Raw genomic sequence first — 23852 nt, 5'->3', positions numbered from 1 at the left:
GTTCAGGAAGCGCCCGAGACGGCTGGGCGGGAAACCCGCCGGGACCGGGCCCGTGCCGTGAGGGGGAGCCCCGTGAAAGCCTGATCGGCGACGCGCTCCAGCGCGGCCGCGTCGAGCCCGCCCTTGGCCAGCACCTCCATGCCCCGGTTGATCGCCATGAGCAGCCGGCTGATTTCGCGGGCGTCCGCCTCGGTGTCGAGGTCGCCGTGGCGCTGCGCCGCCTGCACGCACTCGACCAGTGAACCCTCGATCCTCCCGAGGGCCTGCTTGACGCGGGCGGCGGCCTGTGGATCGGGGTCGGCTCCCTCGATGACGAAGCCGGTCACCATGCAGCCGAGCCCGTCGGGGTCGTCGTGCACGAATCGCGCTGACTTGACCAGGTATGCGTGCAGCCGTTCCAGCGCGGTGTCGTCGGGGCCGTCGAGTACGGCCGCCCAGGCGGTCTCGGTGCGGTCGCAGTACGCCTCCAGCGTGCGCAGGTACAGCCGGCTCTTGTCGCCGAAAGCGGCGTAGAGACTGCCGCGGCCCAGCCCGCCGGCCTTGGCGATGTCGTCCACGCTGGTGCCGGTGTATCCGGTACGGCGGAACTGTCGCTCGACGGCCTGTACGACCTTGTCCTTGTCAAATCCTGGTGGGCGCCCCATGGCCGTCAGCCTACAGGCAGCGCGAGGATTCTTGACATTACGTTCCACAAATCCATACGGTTCCTGACGCGGCGGTCCAGAATCCTGCGGTCGTTGCCCACGGCATCCCGCGAATCCCGCAGAACGGATGAGACGCATGTCCTCGCATGGCGGAATCAACTACCTCGCTCCCGGTGACGGCAACCCCGCTGGGGCACGAAGCAACCGGACGGCGACCGATGTGATCACCTCTGACCTGGTGTTTCGCCTCACGCGAGGGGTGGAGGGCAGCGGTCGTACCGCGAGTTGCACCCCCATGACGGGCGAGGTGGTCGCGGAACTGCCCGAGTCGACACCCCGCGATGTGGAGGTGGCGTTCAGCAGGGCCCGTCAGGCTCAGCGCGCATGGGCCTCGCTTTCGGTGCGCAAGCGTGCGGCGGTGCTGCTCAATTTTCACGACATCCTCCTGGACAAGCAGGCCGAGGCGATGGACCTGATCCAGGTGGAGACAGGAAAGGCCCGTCTGCACGCGCACGAGGAAGTGCAGGGAGCCGCCGTGGTGGCCCGGCACTACGGGCGCAGGGCCCCCGCGTACCTCCGGCCGCGGCGGCACCTCGGTGCGTTTCCGGTGCTCACGAAAGTCACCGAGTGGCATCACCCGCGAGGTGTGGTCGGGCAGATCGTCCCCTGGAACTACCCACTGGAACTCTCCTTGGCGGACGCGCTCCCCGCTCTCGTCGCAGGCAACGCCGTGGTGACGAAACCGGACACGCAGAGCGCCCTGACGTCGCTGTGGGCGCGCCGGCAGCTCATCGAGGCCGGGCTGCCGCCCGACGTCTGGCACATCGTCATCGGCGACGGTCGGGTCGTCGGGTCCGCCGTCGTGGACCGGGCCGACTACGTCGCGTTCACCGGCTCCGTCCGCACCGGACGGGAAGTCGCGGCCCGCGCGGCGACCCGGCTGGTCGGCGCGTCACTCGAACTGGGCGGCAAGAACGCCCTGCTCGTGCTGGCCGACGCGGACCTGGACAAGGCGGCCGAGGGCGCGGTGCGCACAAGCTTCACCTCGGCCGGCCAGTTGTGTCTGTCGACCGAGCGGATCTTCGTCCACTCCTCGATCGCCCCCGCGTTCTTGGAGCGGTTCGTCCAGCGCACAAGTGCGCTCACCCTCGGCACCTCGCTGAGCTACGGGGTCGGCATGGGGTCGCTGGCGGGCCGACGCCAACTGGAAACGGTGTCCCGGCACGTCGATCAGGCCGTTGCCGAGGGGGCCACCGTCCTCACCGGGGGCAAGCCCCGCCCCGACATCGGCCCCTTCTTCTACGAGCCGACCGTCCTGGACGGCGTGGAGCCCACGATGGCCGTCCACGCGGAGGAGACGTTCGGACCGGTCGTGTCGGTGTACCGCTTCACCGACGAGGGCGAGGCGATCGAGCGGGTGAACGCCACGCCGTACGGCCTCAACTCCAGTGTCTGGACGAAGGACGCACGGCGCGGCGAACGCATCGCGGCCCGTCTGCAGAGCGGCACCGTGAACATCAACGAGGGCTACACGTCCGCCCACGGCAGCGTCCGGTCCCCGATGGGCGGCATGAAGGACTCCGGACTCGGCCGCCGGCACGGCCTCGAAGGCATCCTCAGCTACACGGAGTCGCAGACCGTCGCCACGCAGCGGATACTTCCGCTGGCCCCGTCGATGGGCATGGACGATCAGCAGTACGCGGCTTTCATCAGCCTGAGCCTCCGTGTCATGAAGGCACTGAGGCTCCGCTGATGACCGCACCGAGCCGCGCGGAGCCGTTCGCCCGCTGCCATCGGCACGCCTGGCTGCTCGTCGCCCTCACCGAACTGATCGGCGACTGCGCACGGGCCGTAGGTGAGGTGTACCGGCCGGTCGCCGAGGCCCCGCCCACACGGCCCGACGTTCCGGTGAACCTCGGGCCGCTTCTCGGCCTCTGCCGGTCTGCTCGTACGCGGGTGGAGGCGGCACGTGCCCGGGACGCCGTACGATGCGCCTCGGCCGAGAAGGAAGCGATCCCGGCCCGGACGGACGTCGGCGCAGACTTCCTCGCCGACCTGCTGGAATCCCCGGCACAGGCCGTCAAGCGGGCCCAGGAGCCGGCGAGCAAAGGTGAGTTCACGGTAGAGCAGATCCTCGATGAGGCAACCGATTCGGCCGTGCTCTCCGGACTGCTCGCGCTCCACGAAGCGCAGCGGCAGTCAGACCCGGGCACAGCGGCGGCGAGGTGCCTGGTCGCCGCAGGGCACTTCACCCTGGCCGTCTCCGTGATATCGCTCGACGTACCGGCTGCCGCGCCCTGAGCGTTCGCCAGCTACGCAGCCTCGGCGGGAACGTCGCGAACGAGTTCGGTCAGCTCGCCGGAATCGATGTCGTAGAAAAGGCCGTAGATCTCCACGTGCTTCGGGGTGCCCGGGCTGTTGCGGATCAGGCTCACGTCGTGGTTGAGCGACTTTTCGAAGTCGGTGATGGCGATGCCGTCCCAGTCGTACAACGACGAGATGTCGGAGTGCTGTTCCTCCTTCCATGCGGAGGTGATTCCCTCCGCAGTGAAGGAGGTGGCGCCGCAGAAGGAGTGGTGGACGACGACAACGCGCTCGATTCCGAAGAGGTGTTGGGAGACCGTGATCGAACGAAGGGCGTCTGCCGCGCGACCGCCCCCGACGATCAGGGGGAACACCGTCGCCGTGGAACCGATCCTCCTGCCGGTCTCACTGAGGAGCAGTTCACCCGGGTAGACCTCGTCGCCGAAGTGATCGGCCACCGCCTGGGCGGCCCCGGCCGCCCGCGGGTCGAAGCAATACATGACGATCGTCCTGACGGGAATCGAACCGGTGACGATCTCCCGAGCCACGGCCTCGTCGAAACCCGGCTGCGCTCGGAACGTGAACTCCGCAAAATCCGACACTGCTTGACTCCGCTTCTCATTCTCGTGGTCGACCTCCCGGCTTTCTCGGGAAGCCTGGAAAGGTTCAATGACGGCTATTCGCCCCACGGCCCGTCGAGCACGCCCCGCTCCATGGTCGTGACGCCGTCCGCCGCCCGCTCCTGCGCGAGATGGAAGGCGAGCGCGTAGGGAGGCGCGGCTGTCTCGGAGCGGGCACCGTGGGCAAGCACTTCCTCGGCCAGATGATGGGCCATCCGCAGCCGCGGATACGCGGCGTGGATCTGCTTCTGCTCCGCGGCCACGAGGCCGGCGTTCTTGCCGAAGTCCACCCAGATGCCTTCGTAGGTCAGGTGGGTGAGCAGCCCCAGGCGTTCGGGGATCTGCGGAGTGGTGTGCAGGGCGATGGCCTCCCAGACCTTGTCGACATCCCCGGTCGGGGCGCCGAGACCGGTCAGCAGGGCGGCCGCGAGGTCGGCGCTCTCGATCTCGAACCGGAGCAGGCCCGGTGCGTCCGGCCCGGTGCCCAGGTCGTGCAGCACGTTGGCGGCGAAGAGCAGCTCCTCGTCGTAGTCCGCGTCGTTCAGGACCCCCTCGTGGGCGGCGAACAGGCGGGACCAGTAGAAGCCGCGGATGCAGTGGTTCAGCACGGACGGATGCACCGCCGCGCGGGCGGCAGCGAGGCTCGCCTCGACGAGCGGACCGGAGGGGAGAGCGAGTACGCCGTCGTGCAGCCTGTCCGAGAGGGTGGGGATGTCGGTCATGCCTCGACGCTACGAAAGCGGTTCCGGCGCGAAAAGTGGCACTGATGCCATGCATCGCTACCGTCGTGCCACTATGACGAACAGACACCATGTCGCCGTGCTCGTACTGCCCGGAGTGCTCGCGCTCGAGTTCGGCGCCGCGACGCAGATCTTCTCGACGGACCTGCACTACGAGCTGACCGTGTGCGCGGAGAGCGGGCCCGGACCCGTGCCCGGATCCGGCTTCGCGATCACGGTCACCGCCGGCCTCGAAGCGCTGGCGGACGCCGACACCGTGATCGTCCCGGGCTACGACGACATCGACATCCCCCATTCACCGGAGCTCCTGGCCGCGCTGCGGGCGGCCCACGCCCGGGGCGCCCGGCTCGTCTCCATCTGTACCGGGGTCTTCGCCTTCGCCGCGGCCGGACTGCTCGACGGGCGCCCCGCCACCACGCACTGGCGGCACGCAGAGCAACTGCGACGGCGCTACCCGCGCATCGACGTCCTGCCGAACCAGCTCTACGTCGACGACGGAGACATCCTCACCTCTGCCGGTGTGACGGCTGGGATCGATCTGTGCCTGCACCTGATCCGCACCGACCTGGGCGCGGCGGCGGCGAACATCCGTGCCCGGGACCTCGTCGCGCCGCCACGGCGACGGGGAGGCCAGGCGCAGTTCATCGAACAGTTCCGCCCCGAGGCCAGCGGGGACGAACTGGCTCCCCTGCGTGAGTGGATGCTCGACAACCTCGCGGCCACCTTCACTGTGGACGACCTCGCGGAGCGGGCCCATATGTCCCGGCGGACCTTCATCCGCCGCTTCCGCGAGGAGACCGGCACCACGCCGATGGCCTGGTTGACCGATGCGCGTATCGACCGGGCACGCGAACTGCTGGAGGCGAGCGCCGTTCCCGTCGAGCAGGTCGGCCGCCTCACCGGCTTCGGTGCTCCCGCCTCCCTGCGGGCCGCGTTCCACCGGCATCTCGGCACCTCTCCCCAGGAGTACCGGGCCGTGTTCCGCCACAAGGCGGAGTCGGTGCAGACATGACGGCACGCCCGGTGGGCGGGCCCTCCCAGCATTCTTGACAGGTCGTTCCAGAAGTCCATAGGGTTCTTGACGAAGCGGTCCAGAACTATGCCGCCAGCCGCTCTCGGCACCCCTCAAAGCCCACGGAACGGACAAGACGCATGTCTTCGCAAGATCAGATGGCACCTCCGCTGACGCACGAGGGAGGTGAAGGCTCCTCGAACACCCGTCCGGCTCTCATCCTCGCCGTGCTGGCCATGGCGAGTTTCCTCGGCCAGCTCGACGTATGGATCACCAACGTCGGACTGCCGAACATCGGCCAGGGCGTGGGCTCGACCTCTCTGTCGGACCTGAGCTGGGTGCTCAACGGCTACGCGATCGTCTTCGCCGCCCTTCTCGTCCCTGCCGGACGGCTCGCCGACCGCTTCGGACGTAAGAACGGCTTCCTTCTCGGTATGGGTGTCTTCGTTGCGGCGAGCCTCGGGGCCGCGCTGGCCGGCGATGTGTGGGTGCTGGTCGTCTTCCGTGCCCTCCAGGCGGTGGGCGCAGCGCTGTTGACCCCCGCCAGCCTCGGTCTGGTCCTGACGAGCGCACCCGCCGACAAGGTGGAGCGGTACGTCAAGATCTGGTTTACCGCGGGCTCGCTGTCCGGGGTGTGCGGACCGATCTTCGGCGGGTTGCTGGTCCAGGCATCCTGGCGGTGGCTGTTCCTGGTGAACATTCCGTTCGGACTGCTCGCCATCGCGCTGGCCGCCCGGCTCATCTCCAACGCCAAGCACGAACAGGACGCCCGCATCCCCGACCTGCTCGGCGGCGTCCTGCTGATCGTCATGGTCGGCGCGCTGGCACTCGGCATCGTGAAGGCACCCGACTGGGGCTGGTCGGACACCCGGGTCGTCACGTCCCTGGCCGTGGCAGCGGTCGGGACGTTGGCGTTCCTGTTCCGCTCGTCACGGCACCAGGTGCCCGTGGTCGACCTCTCGCTCTTCCGTGACCGGATCTTCGCCTCCGCGAACCTGGCCGGCATGCTGCAAGTGGCCTCGTTCGGCAGCCTCCTGCTGTCGTCGATCCTCTGGATGCAGAACCACTGGCACTACTCCGCCATCAAGACCGGATGTGCCAGTCTTCCCGGCCCGATCGGCTTCGCGGTGGCCGCCACCATCAGCGAGACCCTCCAGCGCCGGTTCCGGATCCCGGCCGGTGTCGTCGCGGCGGTCGGCAGCGCGATCGCCTCCGTCGGCATCCTGCTCTTCGTTCTCCTGCTGCACGACGACCCGAACTACCTTTCCGGAGCCTTCCCCTGCTGGCTGCTCTTCGGGTTCGGCGCAGGGCTGGCGCTCCCGACCGTCGTCTCCTCCGCGACCGTCGGTCTGCGTCCCGAGGAGGCCGCCACCGGCAGCGCCATCGTGACCATGTCGACGCAGATCGGCTCGGTCGTCGGCATCAGCATCCTGGTCGCCATGCTCGGCACCGCCTCCGGTGGCGCCTCCCTGAACACCTACCGACACGCGTGGCTGGTCACGATGGCACTCATGGCCGTCGCGGGCGTGGTGTCGCTGGGCGTATCGCAGAAGAAGGCAGTGGTCCGATGACGGCGTCCGTTCCCGCTCAGGCTTCCCGCGCCGCGGGCGCCGACGGCGGGCGGTCCCGCTGGCTCGGCCTCCTGGTGGTCTGCCTCGGCGTGATGATGGCCTTCGTCGACGTCACCTCCACCATCTCGGCCCTGGGCGACATACAGACCGACCTGCAGGTGACCGCGAGCACGCTCGTGTGGATCACCAGCGCGTACAGCCTCGCCGTCGTGAGCTTCGTGATGTCCGCGGGAACGTTCGGTGACCTCGTGGGGCGCCGGCGCGTGTTCAGCCTGGGTACCGCCGTCTTCCTGGCCGGCAGCGTGCTCGCCGTTTTCGCCGACAGCGCCGGCATGCTCATCGCCGCGCAGGCCATCGCGGGCCTCGGCGGGGCGGCCGTACTGCCGACGAGCCTGGCGATCGTCAGCGCCACCTTCACCGACCCGCACGAGCGCACCGCCGCGATCGGCATCTGGGCCGCGTGCTCCGGAGTGGGCCTGGCCGTAGGCCCGATCCTCGCCGGAGCCCTGCTCGAACACTTCTCCTGGCACGCCGTCTACCTCGCCAACATCGTCATCGCCGGCGCGGCCATCCTTCTGGCGCCGGCCTTCGTGGCCGAGTCAAGGCACCCCACGCGCAAGCCCGACCTCGCGGGTCTCGTCCTCGGCACGGTGATGACGGCCTCGGCCACCTACGCGATCATCCAGGGCGGCTCCACGGGATACACCAAGGCACCGATCCTCACCATGTACGTGGTCTTCGCCGCATCCCTGTTCCTGTTCGTACGCGTGGAACTCCGCAACCCCGACCCCATGTTGGACCTGAGGCTCTTCCGCAGCGCCTCCTTCTCCGCCGTGATGGGCGTCGCCGCTGTCAGCGTCTTCGGACTGGTCGGCGTCGCCCTGCTCAGCGTGCTCTACATGGAACGTGTAGGACAGACCAGCCCCGTCGACGTCGGCGTTCGCCTGCTGCCGCTGTTCGGAACATTCCTCCTGGTCACCGTGCTCGCGGCCAGGGTGCTGGTACGCCGGATCGGCCTGACCCCTTTGATCACCGCGGGTCTGCTCCTGATCGGCGCCGGTTCCCTCGCTCTGCTCGCGACCGACGCCTCGGGAGGCTATGGGGCGATGTGGCCGGGACTGGTCGTCGCCGGCATCGGCGCGGGCCTCCTGACGGCGCCTTCGACGGCCGCCGCGGTCAACAGCGTCCCGCCGGAGCAGGAGGGCATGGCATCGGCAGCGGTGAACATGGCCCGTCAGCTGGGAACCGTGCTCGGCCCCAGCGTGCTCGGAACGATCGTCACCAGCCGCTTCCCCCGGAACCTGCACGACCGCCTCATCGAGGCAGGCATCCCCTCGCCGCGGGCGGACCGGATCGTGGAGGGCGCGTCACACGGGGGTGGCGGAGCGGACCTCCCCGCTTCCCTCGCCCGGGTGGTGGGAACGGCGGTACCGAGGGCGTTCACCGACGCCGTGCACCTGGGCAACGTCATAGGCGGAGTCGTACTGATCGCCATGGCCGTGCCTGCGGCACTGTTCGTCCGCCAGAAGGTTCACCAGTCCCCGGACATCCACTGATGCGTGAGCGGTAGTACGCCGACGGGACGTGTGAGGTGCCTGCAGGACCGCTGGCCGTACAACCGTCCCCGAACAGCCGGTGTTGACCGCTGAACAGCTCAAGCATCAACACCGGCACTGCCCACGAACCGAGCACCGGTCAGGATGACGGCCGGCCTTCCGGACGGCCGGCCCTCCTGGCGGTGCCGTGATCCCGTCGGCCCGGTCCAAGCCAGACTGAAACCGTGAGCCTGACGCTCCGCGCCAGCGTGCGCGCGAAGGCGCGAAAGAGAGACATCGGCATGGCCAAATTCCTGCTCAGCGTCCACGTGTTGGGGGCGATCCTGCTCATCGGACCAGTCACCGTCGCGGCGAGCTTGTTCCCGCGTTTCGCGCGCCAGGCCCTGGCCGACGGACCCGAGCAGCAGTCGGCCAAGAGTGCGGTACGGCTGCTGCACCGGATCTGCCGGGTCTACGCCGTGGCCGGTATCTCCGTCCCGGCCTTCGGTGTCGGCACCGCCCAGGTGATGGGCGTGATGGGCAGCGCCTGGCTCATCGCCTCCATGGCTTTGACAGCGGTGGCCGCCGTCCTGTTGGGTATCGCGGTGCTCGGCACCCAGGACAACGTGGTCAACCAGCTCGACAGGTCCGACCCGACGCAGAGCGCCACAGAGTCACTGATCGCCAGGCTGCCCCGCCTGTCGATGATCACCGGTCTGTTCGCCCTAGTGTGGCTGGTCGTGGTGGTCCTGATGATCGTCCGCCCCGGCTCGACGACAGGCGTATGACGTCTCAGCCGCCGAAGTGAACTCCGCGTTCTGCCGGTGCTGTTGGCGTGGCCGCGCTGTGCGACAGCCTGCGGGGGAGCCCCAGGGCAAACGGGACTGATCCCAGAGGGGGTCTTCCGCATGCGAGAGCCGCCGACGCCGGGCAACGGACAGGAGCAGACCCTGTCTACGACCTTGTTTCTCATCAGGGCGGCGGCTGGCGCGCGTCCTTGCATCTTCGGTCTTTGAAAGATCCAGCGGGCCCTTGAACGGAATCACGAGATCCGGTCGGAGCGCGGTTGGGGCGGTAATGCCGCGACGGCGATTCGGGGTTGGGACAGCGCACCACGCAGTTGCCGGTTCTTCATGGTCAGCTGGTTGACGGCGCGTACGAGGTGGTCGACGTCGGTGCGCAGCTGGGCCGGCTCCGTGGCGTCCTGCTGGCGGAGTTCCTTCAGTTTGACGATCTGGTTGCGCAGGCGGATCTCGGAGTCCGGGATTTCTCCGAGGGCTCCGACCTGCGCGTGCAGGATGCGGTTCATGGCCGTGCGGATACGGTCGCGTTCGTCGGGTGCGGGGGTCACGCGGTTCCGTCCTGGAGGGTGATACGGGTGCGGTGGTGTGTGTCGGCGAGGTCGCGCAGGCGTTCGGCGTTGCCGTGCAGCCGCTCGCCGAGCGGCCCGGGGACGTGGGCTGCCCGCTGATCGAGCACGGTGGCGCGGTGCCGGAGACCGGCGGCGTGTTGATCGGTGCGGGCAATGTTCGCGCAGGTGGGGAGGCACTCGTCGAGACGGGGGGGCGTCCTTGATGCCGCGATGGTGCAGGGGCTTTGTCGCGCTTGTATACGCACGTCAACAGCGCGTTGGGGTTGCCGTAGACGGCCGGTTGAGGGTTGGTGAGGATCTGGCGGGCCTGCCGGGCGGTGATGTACCGGTGTACAGGGCCGCGGACGTGGCGGCCTTGTCCGGAGCCCTCCGGCCGCGACGGAACGGGAGACCCTGCGGGAGCGAGGCGCCCACTGTGCTCCCGGCCCCCCAGCGCCCGGGCCGCGTAACCGGTGGCGGCCCTGCCCGGCCCCGCTCTCCGGCATCCAGACCGGTCCCGCCGGGCCACGGCCGCTGCCCGGGGTCGGGGCCGTGTTCCGAGGTGAGGCGCCGCCGGTCGTGTCCCCGGCGGGAGACGGTCGTTCCTCAGGGCATGAAGAGGATCATCACTGCCACCGCGCTCGCCCTGACGGGCCTGGCGCTCGCCGCCCCCGCCCACGCGGACGGATCTGCCCCCCACCAGCCCCGTGACCTCGCCACCAAGGTCGCCGGGGCGCTGCCCAAGGCTGCGGTTGCCGGTCTCAACGCGGCTGCCACCTCCATGACCGCCGGCCTGCAGGACCCGCCCCCGGCCAGGTAGGCGCTGCCCGTCCGCGCCACTCCCGACTCCGTCCCTTCCCCGACCCCTTCCCCGGACCTGACCCGACTCGCCCCCGACCCGGAGCCAGGGCCTTTCTCGGCCTACCGCCCCCGGGCCGGGGCCCGTCGGCCCTACTGTGCCGAGTGGCGTGGCGGCGGGCCGGTGAGCAGGCGGTGCTCGTGGGACGCGTAGCGGTTGCGTTCGCGGTCGGCGGCCCGCCGGCCGGCCAGGACGGTGGTGAGCCAGCCGGCGAGGAAGCCCGCCGGCACGGAGACGAGCGCGGGCGTGTTGTAGGGGAACCAGGCGAAGTCGGCGTCCGGGAAGGCGGACAGCGGTGTCCCGGAGACCAGGGTGGTGCCGGGGGTCAGGGCGAGCACGCTCAGCGAGCCCACGACGAGGGTGGCCAGGAGCGCGGTGCGGGTGTAACGGCGCCAGAAGAGGGTGTAGAGGAGCGCGGGGGCGATGGCGGAGGCGCCGAGGGTGAAGGAGACCGTCGCCAGGGGCTGAAGGCTGCGCCGTTGGGCGACGACGGCCAGGAGCACGGTGGGGACGCCGACGGCCAGGGCACTGCACCGGGCGAGCGCGAGTTCCCGGGCCGGCGCCCAGGGCGTGGCGCGGGACGCGGTCAGGTCGTGGGCGAGGGTGTTGGCGCAGGCCAGCGTCATGCTCGCGACGGAGGCGAGCAGGGTGAGGAAGACGGCCGTCGTGACGGTCGCGAAGAGCAGGCTCTCCGGCCGGGACAGGCCGGTTCCGAACGCGGCACGGGCGCCGAGCAGGTAGGCGGTGGTGCCGTGCGCGTCGGCGGCGGCGATGCGGTCGTGCCCGACCAGCGCGGTCGCGCCGGTGCAGACCAGCGTGAGCATCAGGATGAACAGGGTCACCGAGGAGACCGCCCAGGACATAGCGCGGCGGACCTGGCGCGGCGTGCCCGCCGTGTACATCCGCATGGTGACGTGCGGCAGGCAGGCGCCGCCCAGCACGATGGCGCACTGGGTACTGGCCATGTCCAGGGCCGGATGCGGGCTGCTGGAGTACTGGAGCCCCCAGGTCAGGTAGGCGTCGCCCGCCCCGCTCCGCCGTGCCGCCGCGTGGAACAGCGCCTGGGGCTGCCAGTCGAACGCGCGCAGGATCAGCACGCTCACGACCAGCCCGGAGCCGAGCAGCGCCACGGTCTTGATGATCTGGACCAGCGCGGTCCCGGGCATCCCGCCCAGCGCGGCATAACTGATCATGAGGACACCGGCCCCGGCGATGCACCCGTTCTTCATGCCGGGGTCGGTGAACCCGAGGACGTATGCCAGGAGTTCACCGACCCCGGCGAGCTGGACGACCATCATAGGGACGAGGGCGGCGAGGGTGACCAGGCAGGCCGTGACGCGTACCGACCGGGCCGGATGGCGGCGGGCCAGCGCGTCGCCCATCGTGTAGCGGCCGGTGTTGTGGAGGGGTTCGGCCAGCAGGAACATCAGCAACAGCAGCGACAGCAGGGCGCTGAGGGCCAGGACGATGCCGTCGAAACCGCACAGGGCGATGATCCCCCCGATGGTGAGGACGGTCGCGGCGGAGATGTAGTCACCGGCGACGGCCAGCCCGTTGCGCAACGGCGAGAGGGACCGGTAGCCGGTGTAGAACTCGGCGAGGTCGTCCGCCTCCGGGCCGGTGAGCACGCACAGCAGCAGGGTGAGGGCGACCACCGAGCAGAACGCGACGAGGGACCAGGACTGGGCGGTTCCGCCCAGCCCGGTCACGACGTCCGCTCCCGGTCCGCGACGGACACGCGCGCCTGACGGCGGGCCCGGCGCGCCAGGGGATCCACGAAGCGGTGCGCGGCGGCCTCGTGGACGAGGACCGCCAGCCAGGTCACGGGAATCTGGGCGAGGGCCAGGAGCAGCCCGGTGGGCAGGCCGCCCGGGCCGGGGCGGGCCATCAGGGAAGGCGCCTTGACGGTCAGGGTGAGGAAGGCGGCGAAGTAGCCGAGCGCGGTGACGGTCGCCACCCGGCGGTGCCAGCGGTATGCCCGGCGCAGCAGGCGCAGAGTGCGGTGGGCGCCGGAGCGAGGACCCGCCGGACGGGCGCCGTACGGCTCGTCGCCGGTCGACCAGGTTGGGGACGGGCGGTCGTGAAGGAGCCGCTCCGGTGGTAAATCCGGGACATCATGGGACATTTCGACGACTCCTCGATGGGGACCGGGCCCGGCCGTGGCGGGCTGTGGGCGGGGAGGGCGGTTCGGGCAGCCGCACACCGTGCGGCCAGGAGGTCGTGGAAGGCCGTATGCGCCGGTCGTTGAGGACGCCGTCTCGTGGGGGAGCGGTCGGGTGAGCAGGGCGCCATGATCCCCGGCGTGGGCGCGGTCCGCCAGAGGTCCGGCCGGAGTTGCCGGGGGCCCTCCTCGGCACGTGGGGCTGACGTTGGGATCTCCGGCGGGAGGTGATGAAGCATGGGCGGAGTGCGGGGTGGCGCGACCACTTCGAGAAGTGCGCCGTCGCACACCCCATGAGCCCCGGCGCGCCCGCCGGTTGGCCCGGCCGTGAGGGGCGCGGCTGTGACGCACCTCATGGGTGGCGTGGGTCTCGGTCGGCGCCTCGACCCGGACTCCGCCCAACTGGTCCAGGGCGTAAGGAGTTTGCTCGGCAACGATCTCGGACGGGTGATCGCGTACCCCTGCCGCGCCAACGCCGAACCGAACCGCCAAGGCTTTCGCGGCACATGGGGCAGAGCTGAAGTTGTCGAATGCGAAGTACATTGCAATGACAGCGTCTTGACCCCGCTCGGCAAAATCAGGCAGGTTTCGGACACTTCACCTCATTTATGAGCTTTCTGCGAAAGATGCGTGTTATGGGCGCCTATCTGTGTCCTCCAGTCGTCATGCAAGGCGAACATGTCGTGAAGACCGACGAGATCCTCGCGGAGGTGCGCGGTCGGCATCCGCAGGCGCCGTGGCTGCCCCGGATCGACGGCATCGCCGCGAGCACGGGGATCGAGTCCCGCGGGTGGATGCTGCCGCTGGCGGCGGCCGCAGCCCCCGGCAGCGGGCCGGGCCTGCGAATTCCGGGCGCCGGCCCGGCCCGAACGGCGCTGGCCCGCAGCGGATTCACCGACGGCGAGGTGAACCGCGCGATCGCCGCGCTGGAGGCGATACCGGCGCCGCAGACCGTCCAGGAGCGCACCGCGCCGGCCTGGGCCGCCGTCCAGACGTACGCGGAGCGCGCGGCCCGCGAAGCCCTTCGGACCGCCGGACTGGAGGCCGCCGACGTCGACTGCCTGATCACCAGTCACTCCACCACCCCGGCCCTGCCGGGGCTGGACCTGTCCCTGCTCAACCGCCTCGACCTGCGCGGCGACGTACTGCTGCTGCCGGCCACCCAGTGGGCCTGCATCGCCGGCACCCGCTCGCTGGCCCTGGCGGCCGACCTGGTCGCCGCGGACCCCGACCGGGTCGTGCTGGTCGTGATAGCGGAGGCGCTGAGCACCACCTACCAGCCCGCCGACGACACCCTGGAATCGCTGATCGTCCGGCTGCTGTTCGCGGACACCGCCGTCGCCGTGGTGGTCACCGGCCGCCCCAGGGCGGAATCGATTCTGCGACTGGACGCGGTCTGGCACCACACCCTGCCCGGCACCATGGACCTGCACCGGCTGGTGACCCGGGAGGACGGCACGCACTTCGTTATGGACCGCCGCGGGCCGCGGGCCGTACAGGAGACGGTGGCCGAGATGTGGAAGTGGCTGCAGGCCCGCCACCAGGACGACGACCGCCCCTGGCATCCCGATCTGCTGCTCGCGCATCCCGGCGGTACGCGCGTGCTGGAGTACATGGAACAGACCATGCCCGACGACTGGCCGGAGGGACTCCTGGCCTACAGCCGGGACAGCTACACCACGGGCAACCGCGGCGGTGCCGCCGTACTCGACATCCTGCGCCGCGCGCACGACGACGGGCAGAAGTCGGGCAGCCGTACGGTGCTGTACGCCGCGGCGCCCGGACTGACGGCCACGGCCGTCGAGGGGGAGTGGCTGTAGCCGCAGCCCGCCCCTCCCGTTCCGGCCCGGGCGCTATCCCTCCAGTTCCGCCCAGACTGCCTTGCCGGTGTCGGTCCACCGCACCCCCCAGCGCGCGGTCAGTTTGTGCACGACGTGCAGACCCCGCCCGGTGTCCTCGAGCAGGTCACCCTGGTGCGGGCGCGGCCGGCCGTTGCCGGTGTCGCCGACCTCGCAGGTGAGCCGGCTGCCGGCCCGCACCAGCCGCACCGTGACGGGCCCGGTGCCGAACCGGACGGCGTTGGTGACCAGTTCGCTGATCACCAGTAGCGCGTTGTCGCGGACCTGCTCGCCGATGTGCCAGCGGCGCAGGAGGGGAGCGGTCAGGGAGCGGGCCCGGGCGGGCGTGTCGTCGCGGGCGGGCAGGTGCCAGGTGGCGGTGTCCCGGCTGCGGCGGCCGGCCATCCGGGCGAGCAGCAGCGTGACGTCGTCGCGCAGGGGCTCCTTCGGGGCCAGCGCGGCGACCACACCTCGCGCCGCCTGCTGCAGATCGTCCCAGGGGTGCACCTCGCGCACCACGCCCGTCAGCCGGCCGATGCCCTCGTCGATCGACGCCGCCGGATCCTCCACCAGACCGTCGGTGTAGAGGACGAGCAGCGAGCCGGGCGGCACGGTGAACTCGTGCACCTCGAACGGCTCCCGCACGACGAACTCGGCGCCCAGGGCCGGGTGCGGCTGCCCCGCGACGGTCTCGGCGGACCCGTCGGGATGGACGAGGACCGGGGGCAGGTGGCCGGCGTTGGAGATCTGCAACCGGTGGTCGACCGGGTCGTAGACCGCGATGCAGCAGGTCGAGCCCAGCGCGCTGTACCCGGCCGCCAGCCCCGCGTCCGTGTCGTCCAGAAGCGTGACCGTCTCGTCCAGCCGCTCCAGCACCTCCCCGGGGCCCAGCCCCGCCGACAGCAGCGCCCGGGCCTCCATGCTCAGCTGGCCCATGGCCGCCGCGGCCCCCAGACCGTGCCCCACTACGTCGCCGACCACCAGCGCGGTACGGTCCCCGGGCAGCGGAAAGCTGTTCACCCAGTCGCCGCCGACGCCCGCGCTGTCCGGGGTGGTGGGCTCGTAGACGCTGGCGACCTCGATGGTGTCGCTGCCGGCCCGCGGCAGCAGCCGGCGCTGCAGGGCCAGCACCTGGGCGTGCTCACGCTGGTGCTGCCGAGCCAGGTCCACGTGCCGGGCGGTCTTGGCCACGAGTTCCTGCAGGTCGAGCAGCTCACCGTCGCGGAAGAGGTTGTCCGGCCGTCGCCAGACCTCCGTCACGCCCAGCACGATGGGCCTGGGCAGGCCTTCGGGTCCTTCCACGACCAGCGGTATGCAGGCGACACTCACCGGTCGGTCGCCGGGCACCAAGGCGCGCACCAGCTGCGGATCGTCGAGCACCCGCTCGATCGCCGCACGGTCGCGAAGGACGACGGCCTGCGGAACGTCGTCGCGCATGACCGCACCGGCCAGCAGGCGGCTCGCTTCGCGCGGAAGGTTGTCCCCGGGAGTCAGGTATCCCTCGGGCCAGGCCCGGTCCGGGACCAGGGCGGCCCGCCGCAGCCGGATCCGTTCCTGCGGCTGCTCGGTGAGCGCCTCGCCCGTCCACACGGCGTAGTCGAGGTTGACGGCGGCGACCTCCCCCCAGGCCAGCAGGGACTGGGCCAGCGACTGCGCGGTCTCCCCGATGTCCAGGGACGTCCCGATCGCGGTGGCGGAGGCGTACAGGTGCAGTCGCTTGGCCATGGCGATCAGGGAGACGGTCAGACCGTCCAGCGGTGGTGCGGCGGGCAGGATGCTCATCGAGACCACCAGCTCGGTCCCGTCGTCGCGCCGAAGCCGCTGGACCCGGGCCACGTGCGCCTCTCCCGTCTCCAGGACCCGGCGAAGCCGCTTCACCACTATCGGAACATCCCCGGGCGGCAGCAGATCGGCGAAGGCGGCCCCCGGCGCGGCGGTCACCCCCGCGAAGGGAGCGGCGTCCAGATTGGAGCCGCTGATCCTCAGATCCCGGCCGAGACTGACCACCCCGAGGATCTGCTCCCCGCCTTCGGCCTCCCCGCCGGCCCCCGAGAGCCGACGCAGAGGCCGCTCGCCCGCCGCTCTTGCTCCGCCTTTCGGGATGTAGTCACCCAGCGCGCCGCTGACCGTGTCGAACGGCGAAGCAGAGGAGGGTGTGGGGTCCATGCGGCTCACACAGTTCGCCTGACTCCGGCGCGTACCGGCAGATCTTCCCGAGTCCCTGCGGTCGAGCCCTGAGAACCCTCGACCGCACATCTCATGAGTAACACAAATACCCGGACCATCGAAGGGGCAAAAGTGATCAAAAGAACACAAGCCGTGAGTAACGCCGGGGATTGTAAAGGTTTCTTTAGAAAGATACCTTTACCTCATGGACCGGCGACAGCTCACCGACCCGCGCGCGCTGCGGGCGTACGCCCACCCGTTCCGCCTGACCCTGATCGGGCTGCTGCGCAGGGAAGGCGCGGTCACGGCCACCAGGGCCGCCGAGCTGACGGGGGAGTCGGTGGCCGGCTGCTCCTATCACCTGCGGATGCTGGCCAAGTACGGGCTCGCGGAGCAGACGGGGGAGGGGCAGGGCCGGGAGAAGCCCTGGCGGGCCACGGCGGCCTTCACCTCCTGGCCCGGCCACACGGCGGACCCCGAGGTGCGGGAGGCCGCCACCGCGCTCAGCCTCGCGATCGTCGAGCGGTACTTCACCGAGGCGACCCACTGGCTGGAGCGCCGGCACACCGAGCCCGCGGACTGGCAGGAGGCGGCCCCCCTGGGAGACGCCACGATCTTCGTCACCGCCGCCGAGCTCAGGGAACTCGACGAGAAGGTGTGGGAGCTGCTCCAGCCGTACCTCCACCGGGCCGACCACCCGGAGCAGCGCCCCGCCGAGGCACGCCGGGTGTCGTACGTCCACTTCGGCCACCCGGCGCGCGAGTTCGGTACCCAGCCACAGGGCGAGGCGGAAGCACCACACTCGTGATCGCGGCCGGGCGGTCACCCTCGGGCGGGCCCTGGCCCGGTCTCCCTCCCGGCCGCCTGGGCCCTCGGCCGGCTCGGCCTCGGCCAGCTCTACGCGGTCGCGTTCACGGTCGGCGCACTGAGCGTGCCCTTCGACGTGTGCAACGCCGCGCTGTTCGTCTCCCTGGTCCCCGCCGAACGCCACGTGGAGGGAAACTCCCTTCTCGACGGAAGCCGGGCTATGTCCTGCATGGCCGGCACGAGCGCGGCAGGGGTGCTCGTGCGATTCGCCGGTGTCCACGGCCGCCCCGGCGGCAAGTCCACCTGGGGTCCGCCCGCCCATGCCGCGCTGCGACGCCTGACCCGATGGCCCACCAGTGATCACGCACCACGGCGGGAGGGCCGACAACCCGTCAACCGGCCCAGCGGGCGCTCGATGTACGCAAGCAGGAGCGCCGGCAGGGCGGACGACCCGGACCGGACAACGGAGTCCGATTCCCGCCGGTGACCCGAGCCGCCCCGCGGCACGCTGAACACCATGACCACCGCCTTCCCTCCTCTCGCCATCCCCTCCGCCGTCCTGAAGGAACTTCGTGTCCGTGACGACGCCGGCAGTCCGCCGCACCCGTACACGGACGACGAGGGCGACGCGCCACTGCGCTGCTGCCTGCGGTCCAGCACCGCAGGAGAGCGGATCGCCCTGATCTCGTATGCCCCGCTGCGCCGTTGGGCGGCGCAGGCCGACGCCGACCCCGGGGCCTACGACGAGCAGGGACCAGTCTTCGTCCACGCTGAGGACTGCGGCGGCCCGGCCGACGGGAGTCTCGGCTACCCGTGGGCCCGACCGGGCGCCCTGCGCGTCCTGCGCCGCTACGACGGCCGAGGGCGCATCACGGGCGGCCGCATGTTGGAGCTTCCGGACGACGCCCAGGCGGCTCTCGCGCAGGCGCTGGCCGGGGCCTTCGCGGATCCCGAGACCGCCCAAGTGCACGTGCGTGCCGTCGAATACGGCTGCTACCAGTTCCGCGTCGACCGCCCCTGAACCAGAAAAACGGAGGCCCACGGTGTGTCACGGCACCCGGGGATGATTGTCTGGCCCTGGCCAATCCCATCCCGACCCGGCTCTGCCGGCAGGAGGACCTCGCAGTCATGAGCAGTGCCTACGCCTACGAATACAAGGTCGTCACGTTCCGGGAGTCGCTGATCGGCGACGCGCTGGACAGCGACAAGCTGGAGAAGGTCCTCAACAAGCACGCCGAGGACGGCTGGGCCCTCAAGGCCATCACGTCCGCCGACGTCAAGGGCCGCATAGGCCCCGGAGCCGTCGAGGGCCTGCTCCTGACCTTCGAGCGTCCGCGCGGCTGACCGGAGCGCGACCGACGAAAGACCGAACGCCCCCCGACCCACTGCGGTCGGGGGGCGTTCGCCGTTCCCCCGACCTGGACTCGTGCATGCCCACAGGAGCGCGAGCTCAGCGGCTCAGCGGCTCAGTGGCTCAGCGCGGAATCGCGCAAGAATTTGCGTATCTTGCGTTCGCTTGCGGCTCGGGACGCAAGCGTGGCGTGCGGCTTGCGTGAGGCCCGAGCCGTGCGCACTCACGGGAAGTGCCCTTTGATGCCCGCTCCTTGAGGGCCTCTGCGCCTCGCAAGCAATGCGTAAGCCGTCCCCGCCGTCTAGGCGTGGGTGTTTCTGGTGAAATTTGTGTAGTCCTGGCAGTAGACGCACTCGCATCGCTCTGCAATATTTCGATGAAACAATGCAAAAGTCTGCGCGTGGCGTCCCTCTTGAGCCCCCTGGAGATCGCCCGCCACCGGCTCCGCACGCACCTTTCTGCACCACTCCGTCAGGAACGAGCCGCCCTCGCCGCCCCACCGGCGCGCGAGCCTCCGCAGGAAGTGACCCCCGCATGACTCGACACAAGCCGAGATCCTGGAGACGGCGCGCAGCGACCGCCGTGCTCGCCTCCGCCGTCATGGTTCTGGGCCTGCCCGCCGTCGGCGCACACGCGGCCGGCGGCCCCAACGCCGCCGCGGACGCCAAGACCACGGCAGGCAGCGCCCGCGCCGCACACGCGGCCGCCGACATCACCGACGGCGACACCGACACCTACTGGCAGGCCGGGAAGAAGTCGGCCCAGTGGGTCCAGACCGACCTCGGGAAGACCAAGCGCATCCGCGAGGTCGTGCTGCGGCTGCCCGAGCACTGGCAGACCCGCAAGCAGACGCTGGCGCTCCAGGGCAGCGCCGACGGCAAGAGCTTCGCCACGCTCAAGTCGTCGGCGCAGTACGTCTTCAGCCCCGGCAACGACAACACCGTGAGGGTCGCCGTCCCCGCGACCCTCGCCCGCTACGTGCGGGCCGACTTCAGCGCCAACTCGGTTGCCGGCACCGCCCAGCTCGCCGAGCTGCAGGTCCTCACGGCCGCCGCCGCGACCCCCAACCTCGCCCTCGGCAAGCCCTTCAGCGAGAGCGGCCACGCCGACGTCTACGGCGCGGCCAACGCCGGTGACGGCAACCGCAACACCTACTGGGAGAGCACCAACAACGCCTTCCCGCAGTGGCTCAAGGTCGACCTCGGATCGTCGGTCTCGGTGAACCAGGTGACGCTGCGGCTGCCCAGTGGCTGGCCGAGCCGTAACCAGACCCTCAAGATCCAGGGCTCCACCGACAACCAGAACTTCACCGACCTGACGGCGTCGCAGGCGTACGCCTTCAACAGCTCCAACGACCAGTCGGCGACGATCTCCTTCGACGCGACCACGACCCGGTACGTGCGGGCGCTGTTCACCGCCAACGACGGCTGGCCCGCCGGGCAGGCGTCCGAGCTGGAGGTCTACGGACCGGCCACCGGCGACACCCAGGCGCCCACCGCGCCGGCCGACCTGGCCTACACCGAGCCGGCCACCGGGCAGATCAAGCTGACCTGGAACGCGGCCACCGACGACACGGCCGTCACCGGCTACGACGTCTACGCCAACGGCCAGCTGCGGGCGAGTGTCGCCGGCAACGTCCTGACCTACACCGACACCCAGCCGGCCGGCACCGACATCACGTACTTCGTGCGGGCCAAGGACGCCGCGGGCAACGTCTCCGCCAACAGCAACAGCGTCACCCGCAAGGGAGCGAGCGGCGACACCCAGGCCCCCACGGCGCCCGGCAACCTCGCCTACACGCAGTCCGGCAGCGACGTGAAGCTCACCTGGCAGGCGTCGAGCGACAACGTCCAGGTCACCGGCTACGACGTCTACGCCAACGACCAGCTCGTCAAGACCGTGGCGGGCGACGTGACGACGTACACCGACACCCCGTCGGCGACGGCCACGGTCACCTACTACGTGAAGGCGAAGGACGCAGCCGCGAACGTGTCGGTGGCGAGCAACAGCGTCACCCGGCCCGGCTCCGGTGGCGGCTCCGACCTCGCCCAGGGCAAGCCCATCGAGGCCTCCTCGTACACCTTCACCTACGTCGCCGCGAACGCCAACGACGGGCAGATCGGCACCTACTGGGAGAGCGGGGGCGGCGCCTACCCGGCCACCCTCACCACCAAGCTGGGTGCCAACGCCGACCTCAGCCAGGTCGTCGTCAAACTCAACCCGGACCCGGCCTGGTCCACCCGCACCCAGAACATCCAGGTGCTCGGCCGCGACCAGGACGCGACCACCTTCACCAGCCTCGTCGCGGCGAAGGACTACACGTTCAACCCGGCCACCGGCAACACCGTGACCATCCCGGTCTCCGGCGCCGCCGCCGACATCCAGCTCAAGTTCGCCTCCAACACCGGCGCCCCGGGCGGACAGGTCGGCGAGCTCCAGGTGATCGGCACCCCGGCCGCCAACCCGGACCTCAAGGTCACCGGCATCACCAACACCCCCGCGGCCCCCGTCGAGTCGGACGCCATCAGCCTCTCCGCGACCGTCACCAACAGCGGCAGCAAGGCGTCCAAGGCCACCGACCTGAACTTCACCCTCGGCGGCACCAAGGCGGCCACCGCCGACGTCCCGGCCCTCGCGGCCGGCGCCTCGGCGACGGTCACCGCGAGCATCGGCACCCGGGACGCGGGCAGCTACCCGCTCGGCGCCGAGGTCGACCCGTCCAACAAGGTCATCGAACAGAACGAGGGGAACAACACCTTCACCCGCTCCGACGCCCTCGTCGTCAAACCCGTCTCCAGCTCCGACCTGGTCGCCGCCCCGGTCGCCTGGACGCCCTCCAGCGCCTCGGCCGGTGACAACGTCGCCTTCACCGTGGCCCTGAAGAACCAGGGGACGGTGGACTCCGCCTCCGGCGCCCACGGCGTCACGCTGACGGTCCAGGACGCGAACGGCGCCACCGTCAAGACCCTCACCGGCTCCTACAGCGGCACCATCGCCTCCGGTCAGACGACCGCACCCATCAGCCTCGGCTCCTGGACGGCCGTCAACGGCAAGTACACCGTCAAGACGGTCATCGCCGACGACACCAACGAACTCCCGGTCAAGCGCACCAACAACACCACCACACAGAACCTGTTCGTCGGCCGCGGCGCCGACATGCCGTACGACATGTACGAGGCCGAGGACGGCACCGTCGGCGGCGGAGCCAAGGTCGTCGGCCCCAACCGCACCATCGGCGACTTCGCGGGAGAGGCGAGCGGCCGCAAGGCGGTCACCCTCAACGCCACCGGCCAGTACGTCGAGTGGACGACCCGCGCCGCGACCAACACCCTGGTCACCCGCTTCGCGATCCCGGACGGCACCGACGCCACCCTCGACGTCTACGTGGACGGCCAGTTCCTCAAGGCGATCGACCTCACCTCGAAGTACGCCTGGCTCTACGGCAGCGAGACCGCGCCCGGCAACTCGCCCGGCTCCGGAGCCCCGCGCCACATCTACGACGAGGCGAACCTGCTGCTCGGCAGGACCGTCCCGGCCGGCTCGAAGATCCGCCTCCAGAAGGACGCGGCCAACACCTCCGCCTACTACGCCATCGACTTCATCAACACCGAACAGGCCACGGCGATCCCGAACCCGGACCCGGCCGCCTACACGGTCCCGGCCGGCTTCACCCAGCAGGACGTGCAGAACGCCCTCGACAAGGTCCGCATGGACACCACCGGCAAGCTCGTCGGCGTCTACCTGCCCGCCGGTGACTACGACACCTCCAGCAAGTTCCAGGTCTACGGCAAGGCGGTCAAGGTCGTCGGAGCCGGGCCCTGGTTCACCCGCTTCCACGCCCCCTCCTCGCAGGAGAACACCGACGTCGGCTTCCGCGCCGAGTCCACCGCCAACGGCTCGACGTTCGCCGGCTTCGCCTACTTCGGGAACTACACGTCCCGGATCGACGGACCCGGCAAGGTCTTCGACTTCTCCAACGTCTCGAACATCACCATCGACAACATCTGGGCCGAGCACATGGTGTGCCTCTACTGGGGCGCCAACACCGACAACATGACCATCTCCAACTCCCGCATCCGTGACACGTTCGCCGACGGCATCAACATGACGAACGGCTCCACGGACAACCACGTCGTCAACAACGACGCCCGCGCCACGGGCGACGACAGCTTCGCCCTCTTCTCGGCCATCGACGCCGGCGGCGCCGACGAGAAGAACAACCTCTACGAGAACCTGACCTCCACCCTCACCTGGCGCGCGGCCGGCATCGCCGTCTACGGCGGCTACGCCAACACCTTCCGCAACATCCGCGTCGCCGACACCCTCGTCTACTCCGGCATCACGATCTCCTCGCTGGACTTCGGCTACCCGATGAACGGCTTCGGCACCGATCCCACGACGATCGAGAACGTCTCCCTGGACCGGACGGGCGGCCACTTCTGGGGCTCCCAGGTCTTCCCCGCCATCTGGGCGTTCTCCGCCTCGAAGGTCTTCCAGGGCATCAGGGTCAACGACGTCGACATCGACGACTCCACCTACGGAGGCGTCATGTTCCAGACCAACTACGTCGGCGGCCAGCCCCAGTTCCCGGTGAAGGACACCATCTTCACCGACATCTCCATCACCAACTCCAAGAAGAGCGGAGACGCCTTCGACGCCAAGTCGGGCTTCGGCATCTGGGCCAACGAACTGCCCGAGCCCGGCCAGGGTCCCGCCGTCGGCGAGGCCACCTTCCGCAACCTGCGGATGAGCGGCAACGCCCAGGACATCAAGAACACGACCAGCACATTCAAGATCAACATCGAGTAGTTCCCGAACGGCTGTGAACGGTACGGGGCCGCCCCAGTCGGGGGCGGCCCCGTCCTGTCCGTGCCGGGGCGGCGATCCCGGCCG

Annotated in this window: 20 protein-coding genes; 12 read left to right on the top strand and 8 right to left on the bottom strand. The window is 70.2% G+C overall.

Annotated elements, in window-relative coordinates:
* Positions 1-2: 2 nt before the first annotated feature.
* Complete coding sequence (locus ACFWPQ_RS28850) at positions 3-644, bottom strand: TetR/AcrR family transcriptional regulator (RefSeq protein ID WP_384040799.1); 642 nt, start codon at positions 642-644, stop codon at positions 3-5.
* A 127-nt stretch (positions 645-771) separates the two neighbouring features.
* On the opposite strand from ACFWPQ_RS28850, the gene ACFWPQ_RS28845 reads away from it, so the two are divergent.
* Positions 772-2397 (top strand): succinic semialdehyde dehydrogenase, encoded by a 1626-nt coding sequence (locus ACFWPQ_RS28845; protein ID WP_384040796.1) that lies wholly within the window; start codon positions 772-774, stop codon positions 2395-2397.
* Positions 2397-2945, top strand: a complete 549-nt coding sequence (locus tag ACFWPQ_RS28840; protein WP_384040793.1) for a hypothetical protein — start codon at positions 2397-2399, stop codon at positions 2943-2945. Before ACFWPQ_RS28845 ends, ACFWPQ_RS28840 begins: the two co-directional genes overlap by 1 nt.
* An 11-nt stretch (positions 2946-2956) precedes the next feature.
* Here ACFWPQ_RS28840 and ACFWPQ_RS28835 read toward each other — a convergent pair whose 3' ends face one another.
* Both ACFWPQ_RS28835 and ACFWPQ_RS28830 read right to left on the bottom strand, forming a co-directional pair.
* A complete protein-coding gene (locus ACFWPQ_RS28835; RefSeq protein WP_384040790.1) occupies positions 2957-3637 on the bottom strand; it encodes a carbonic anhydrase in 681 nt (226 codons plus the stop codon).
* Positions 3625-4290: an HD domain-containing protein gene (locus tag ACFWPQ_RS28830; protein WP_384040787.1), complete on the bottom strand. Its 666-nt coding sequence runs from the start codon at positions 4288-4290 to the stop codon at positions 3625-3627. The genes ACFWPQ_RS28835 and ACFWPQ_RS28830 overlap by 13 nt, the downstream gene beginning before the upstream one ends.
* Positions 4291-4363: 73 nt before the next feature.
* Between ACFWPQ_RS28830 and ACFWPQ_RS28825 the strand changes: the two genes are divergently transcribed.
* From ACFWPQ_RS28825 to ACFWPQ_RS28810, 4 genes are all read left to right on the top strand, one after another.
* Positions 4364-5320 (top strand): GlxA family transcriptional regulator, encoded by a 957-nt coding sequence (locus ACFWPQ_RS28825; protein ID WP_384040785.1) that lies wholly within the window; start codon positions 4364-4366, stop codon positions 5318-5320.
* A 140-nt stretch (positions 5321-5460) separates the two neighbouring features.
* On the top strand, positions 5461-6891 hold the full coding sequence (locus ACFWPQ_RS28820) for an MFS transporter (RefSeq protein WP_384040781.1): 1431 nt from the start codon (positions 5461-5463) through the stop codon (positions 6889-6891).
* Entirely contained in the window at positions 6888-8447 is a 1560-nt protein-coding gene (locus ACFWPQ_RS28815) for an MFS transporter (RefSeq protein ID WP_384040779.1), read from the top strand. Before ACFWPQ_RS28820 ends, ACFWPQ_RS28815 begins: the two co-directional genes overlap by 4 nt.
* A gap of 281 nt (positions 8448-8728) precedes the next feature.
* Positions 8729-9214 carry a DUF2269 family protein gene (locus ACFWPQ_RS28810; protein ID WP_384040853.1) on the top strand — a complete coding sequence of 162 codons (486 nt, stop codon included), beginning with the start codon at positions 8729-8731 and terminating at the stop codon, positions 9212-9214.
* A 254-nt stretch (positions 9215-9468) separates the two neighbouring features.
* Here the strand turns inward: ACFWPQ_RS28810 and ACFWPQ_RS28805 are convergent, their stop codons facing one another.
* Positions 9469-9777 (bottom strand): hypothetical protein, encoded by a 309-nt coding sequence (locus ACFWPQ_RS28805; RefSeq protein WP_384040777.1) that lies wholly within the window; start codon positions 9775-9777, stop codon positions 9469-9471.
* Entirely contained in the window at positions 9774-9905 is a 132-nt protein-coding gene (locus ACFWPQ_RS28800) for a hypothetical protein (protein WP_384040775.1), read from the bottom strand. The genes ACFWPQ_RS28805 and ACFWPQ_RS28800 overlap by 4 nt, the downstream gene beginning before the upstream one ends.
* A 485-nt stretch (positions 9906-10390) precedes the next feature.
* Between ACFWPQ_RS28800 and ACFWPQ_RS28795 the strand changes: the two genes are divergently transcribed.
* Complete coding sequence (locus tag ACFWPQ_RS28795; RefSeq protein ID WP_361296809.1) at positions 10391-10597, top strand: hypothetical protein; 207 nt, start codon at positions 10391-10393, stop codon at positions 10595-10597.
* A 131-nt stretch (positions 10598-10728) separates the two neighbouring features.
* On the opposite strand, the gene ACFWPQ_RS28790 is transcribed toward ACFWPQ_RS28795, so the two are convergent.
* Together ACFWPQ_RS28790 and ACFWPQ_RS28785 are read right to left on the bottom strand one after the other, a co-directional pair.
* Positions 10729-12345 carry a cation acetate symporter gene (locus tag ACFWPQ_RS28790; protein ID WP_384040772.1) on the bottom strand — a complete coding sequence of 539 codons (1617 nt, stop codon included), beginning with the start codon at positions 12343-12345 and terminating at the stop codon, positions 10729-10731.
* Positions 12342-12761: a DUF485 domain-containing protein gene (locus tag ACFWPQ_RS28785; RefSeq protein ID WP_384040769.1), complete on the bottom strand. Its 420-nt coding sequence runs from the start codon at positions 12759-12761 to the stop codon at positions 12342-12344. The genes ACFWPQ_RS28790 and ACFWPQ_RS28785 overlap by 4 nt, the downstream gene beginning before the upstream one ends.
* Positions 12762-13432: 671 nt before the next feature.
* On the opposite strand from ACFWPQ_RS28785, the gene ACFWPQ_RS28780 reads away from it, so the two are divergent.
* The gene (locus ACFWPQ_RS28780; RefSeq protein WP_384040766.1) at positions 13433-14617 is read left to right on the top strand and encodes a type III polyketide synthase; all 1185 of its coding nucleotides are present in this window, start codon (positions 13433-13435) and stop codon (positions 14615-14617) included.
* 33 nt (positions 14618-14650) lie between these two features.
* Here ACFWPQ_RS28780 and ACFWPQ_RS28775 read toward each other — a convergent pair whose 3' ends face one another.
* Positions 14651-16801, bottom strand: coding sequence for a SpoIIE family protein phosphatase (locus tag ACFWPQ_RS28775; protein ID WP_384040763.1), 2151 nt, complete (start codon positions 16799-16801; stop codon positions 14651-14653).
* A gap of 205 nt (positions 16802-17006) precedes the next feature.
* Here ACFWPQ_RS28775 and ACFWPQ_RS28770 point away from each other — a divergent pair, with 205 nt between their 5' ends.
* The 4 genes from ACFWPQ_RS28770 to ACFWPQ_RS28755 all read left to right on the top strand — a co-directional run bounded on the left by ACFWPQ_RS28770 (position 17007) and on the right by ACFWPQ_RS28755 (position 23768).
* Complete coding sequence (locus ACFWPQ_RS28770) at positions 17007-17609, top strand: winged helix-turn-helix domain-containing protein (protein WP_384040761.1); 603 nt, start codon at positions 17007-17009, stop codon at positions 17607-17609.
* A 516-nt stretch (positions 17610-18125) separates the two neighbouring features.
* Positions 18126-18629, top strand: coding sequence for a DUF1203 domain-containing protein (locus ACFWPQ_RS28765; protein ID WP_384040758.1), 504 nt, complete (start codon positions 18126-18128; stop codon positions 18627-18629).
* A 107-nt stretch (positions 18630-18736) separates the two neighbouring features.
* Complete coding sequence (locus ACFWPQ_RS28760) at positions 18737-18952, top strand: DUF4177 domain-containing protein (protein ID WP_089106991.1); 216 nt, start codon at positions 18737-18739, stop codon at positions 18950-18952.
* Positions 18953-19493: 541 nt separating this feature from the next.
* Complete coding sequence (locus ACFWPQ_RS28755) at positions 19494-23768, top strand: discoidin domain-containing protein (RefSeq protein WP_384040754.1); 4275 nt, start codon at positions 19494-19496, stop codon at positions 23766-23768.
* Positions 23769-23852 lie beyond the last annotated feature (84 nt).

This window comes from Streptomyces sp. NPDC058464, assembly GCF_042721035.1.
In the GTDB taxonomy this organism is placed as follows: Bacteria; Actinomycetota; Actinomycetes; order Streptomycetales; family Streptomycetaceae; genus Streptomyces.
This window is presented reverse-complemented; position numbering and strand designations above follow the sequence as displayed.

Bases quoted from the DNA above. Each gene is read 5' to 3' on its own strand.
- ACFWPQ_RS28820 (WP_384040781.1), top strand. From the start codon at position 5,461: ATGTCTTCGCAAGATCAGATGGCACCTCCGCTGACGCACGAGGGAGGT.
- ACFWPQ_RS28825 (WP_384040785.1), top strand. From the start codon at position 4,364: ATGACGAACAGACACCATGTCGCCGTGCTCGTACTGCCCGGAGTGCTC.
- ACFWPQ_RS28780 (WP_384040766.1), top strand. From the start codon at position 13,433: ATGGGCGCCTATCTGTGTCCTCCAGTCGTCATGCAAGGCGAACATGTC.
- ACFWPQ_RS28795 (WP_361296809.1), top strand. From the start codon at position 10,391: ATGAAGAGGATCATCACTGCCACCGCGCTCGCCCTGACGGGCCTGGCG.
- ACFWPQ_RS28785 (WP_384040769.1), bottom strand. From the start codon at position 12,761: ATGTCCCATGATGTCCCGGATTTACCACCGGAGCGGCTCCTTCACGAC.
- ACFWPQ_RS28850 (WP_384040799.1), bottom strand. From the start codon at position 644: ATGGGGCGCCCACCAGGATTTGACAAGGACAAGGTCGTACAGGCCGTC.
- ACFWPQ_RS28775 (WP_384040763.1), bottom strand. From the start codon at position 16,801: ATGGACCCCACACCCTCCTCTGCTTCGCCGTTCGACACGGTCAGCGGC.
- ACFWPQ_RS28815 (WP_384040779.1), top strand. From the start codon at position 6,888: ATGACGGCGTCCGTTCCCGCTCAGGCTTCCCGCGCCGCGGGCGCCGAC.
- ACFWPQ_RS28770 (WP_384040761.1), top strand. From the start codon at position 17,007: ATGGACCGGCGACAGCTCACCGACCCGCGCGCGCTGCGGGCGTACGCC.
- ACFWPQ_RS28760 (WP_089106991.1), top strand. From the start codon at position 18,737: ATGAGCAGTGCCTACGCCTACGAATACAAGGTCGTCACGTTCCGGGAG.
- ACFWPQ_RS28845 (WP_384040796.1), top strand. From the start codon at position 772: ATGAGACGCATGTCCTCGCATGGCGGAATCAACTACCTCGCTCCCGGT.
- ACFWPQ_RS28755 (WP_384040754.1), top strand. From the start codon at position 19,494: ATGACTCGACACAAGCCGAGATCCTGGAGACGGCGCGCAGCGACCGCC.
- ACFWPQ_RS28765 (WP_384040758.1), top strand. From the start codon at position 18,126: ATGACCACCGCCTTCCCTCCTCTCGCCATCCCCTCCGCCGTCCTGAAG.
- ACFWPQ_RS28830 (WP_384040787.1), bottom strand. From the start codon at position 4,290: ATGACCGACATCCCCACCCTCTCGGACAGGCTGCACGACGGCGTACTC.
- ACFWPQ_RS28810 (WP_384040853.1), top strand. From the start codon at position 8,729: ATGGCCAAATTCCTGCTCAGCGTCCACGTGTTGGGGGCGATCCTGCTC.
- ACFWPQ_RS28840 (WP_384040793.1), top strand. From the start codon at position 2,397: ATGACCGCACCGAGCCGCGCGGAGCCGTTCGCCCGCTGCCATCGGCAC.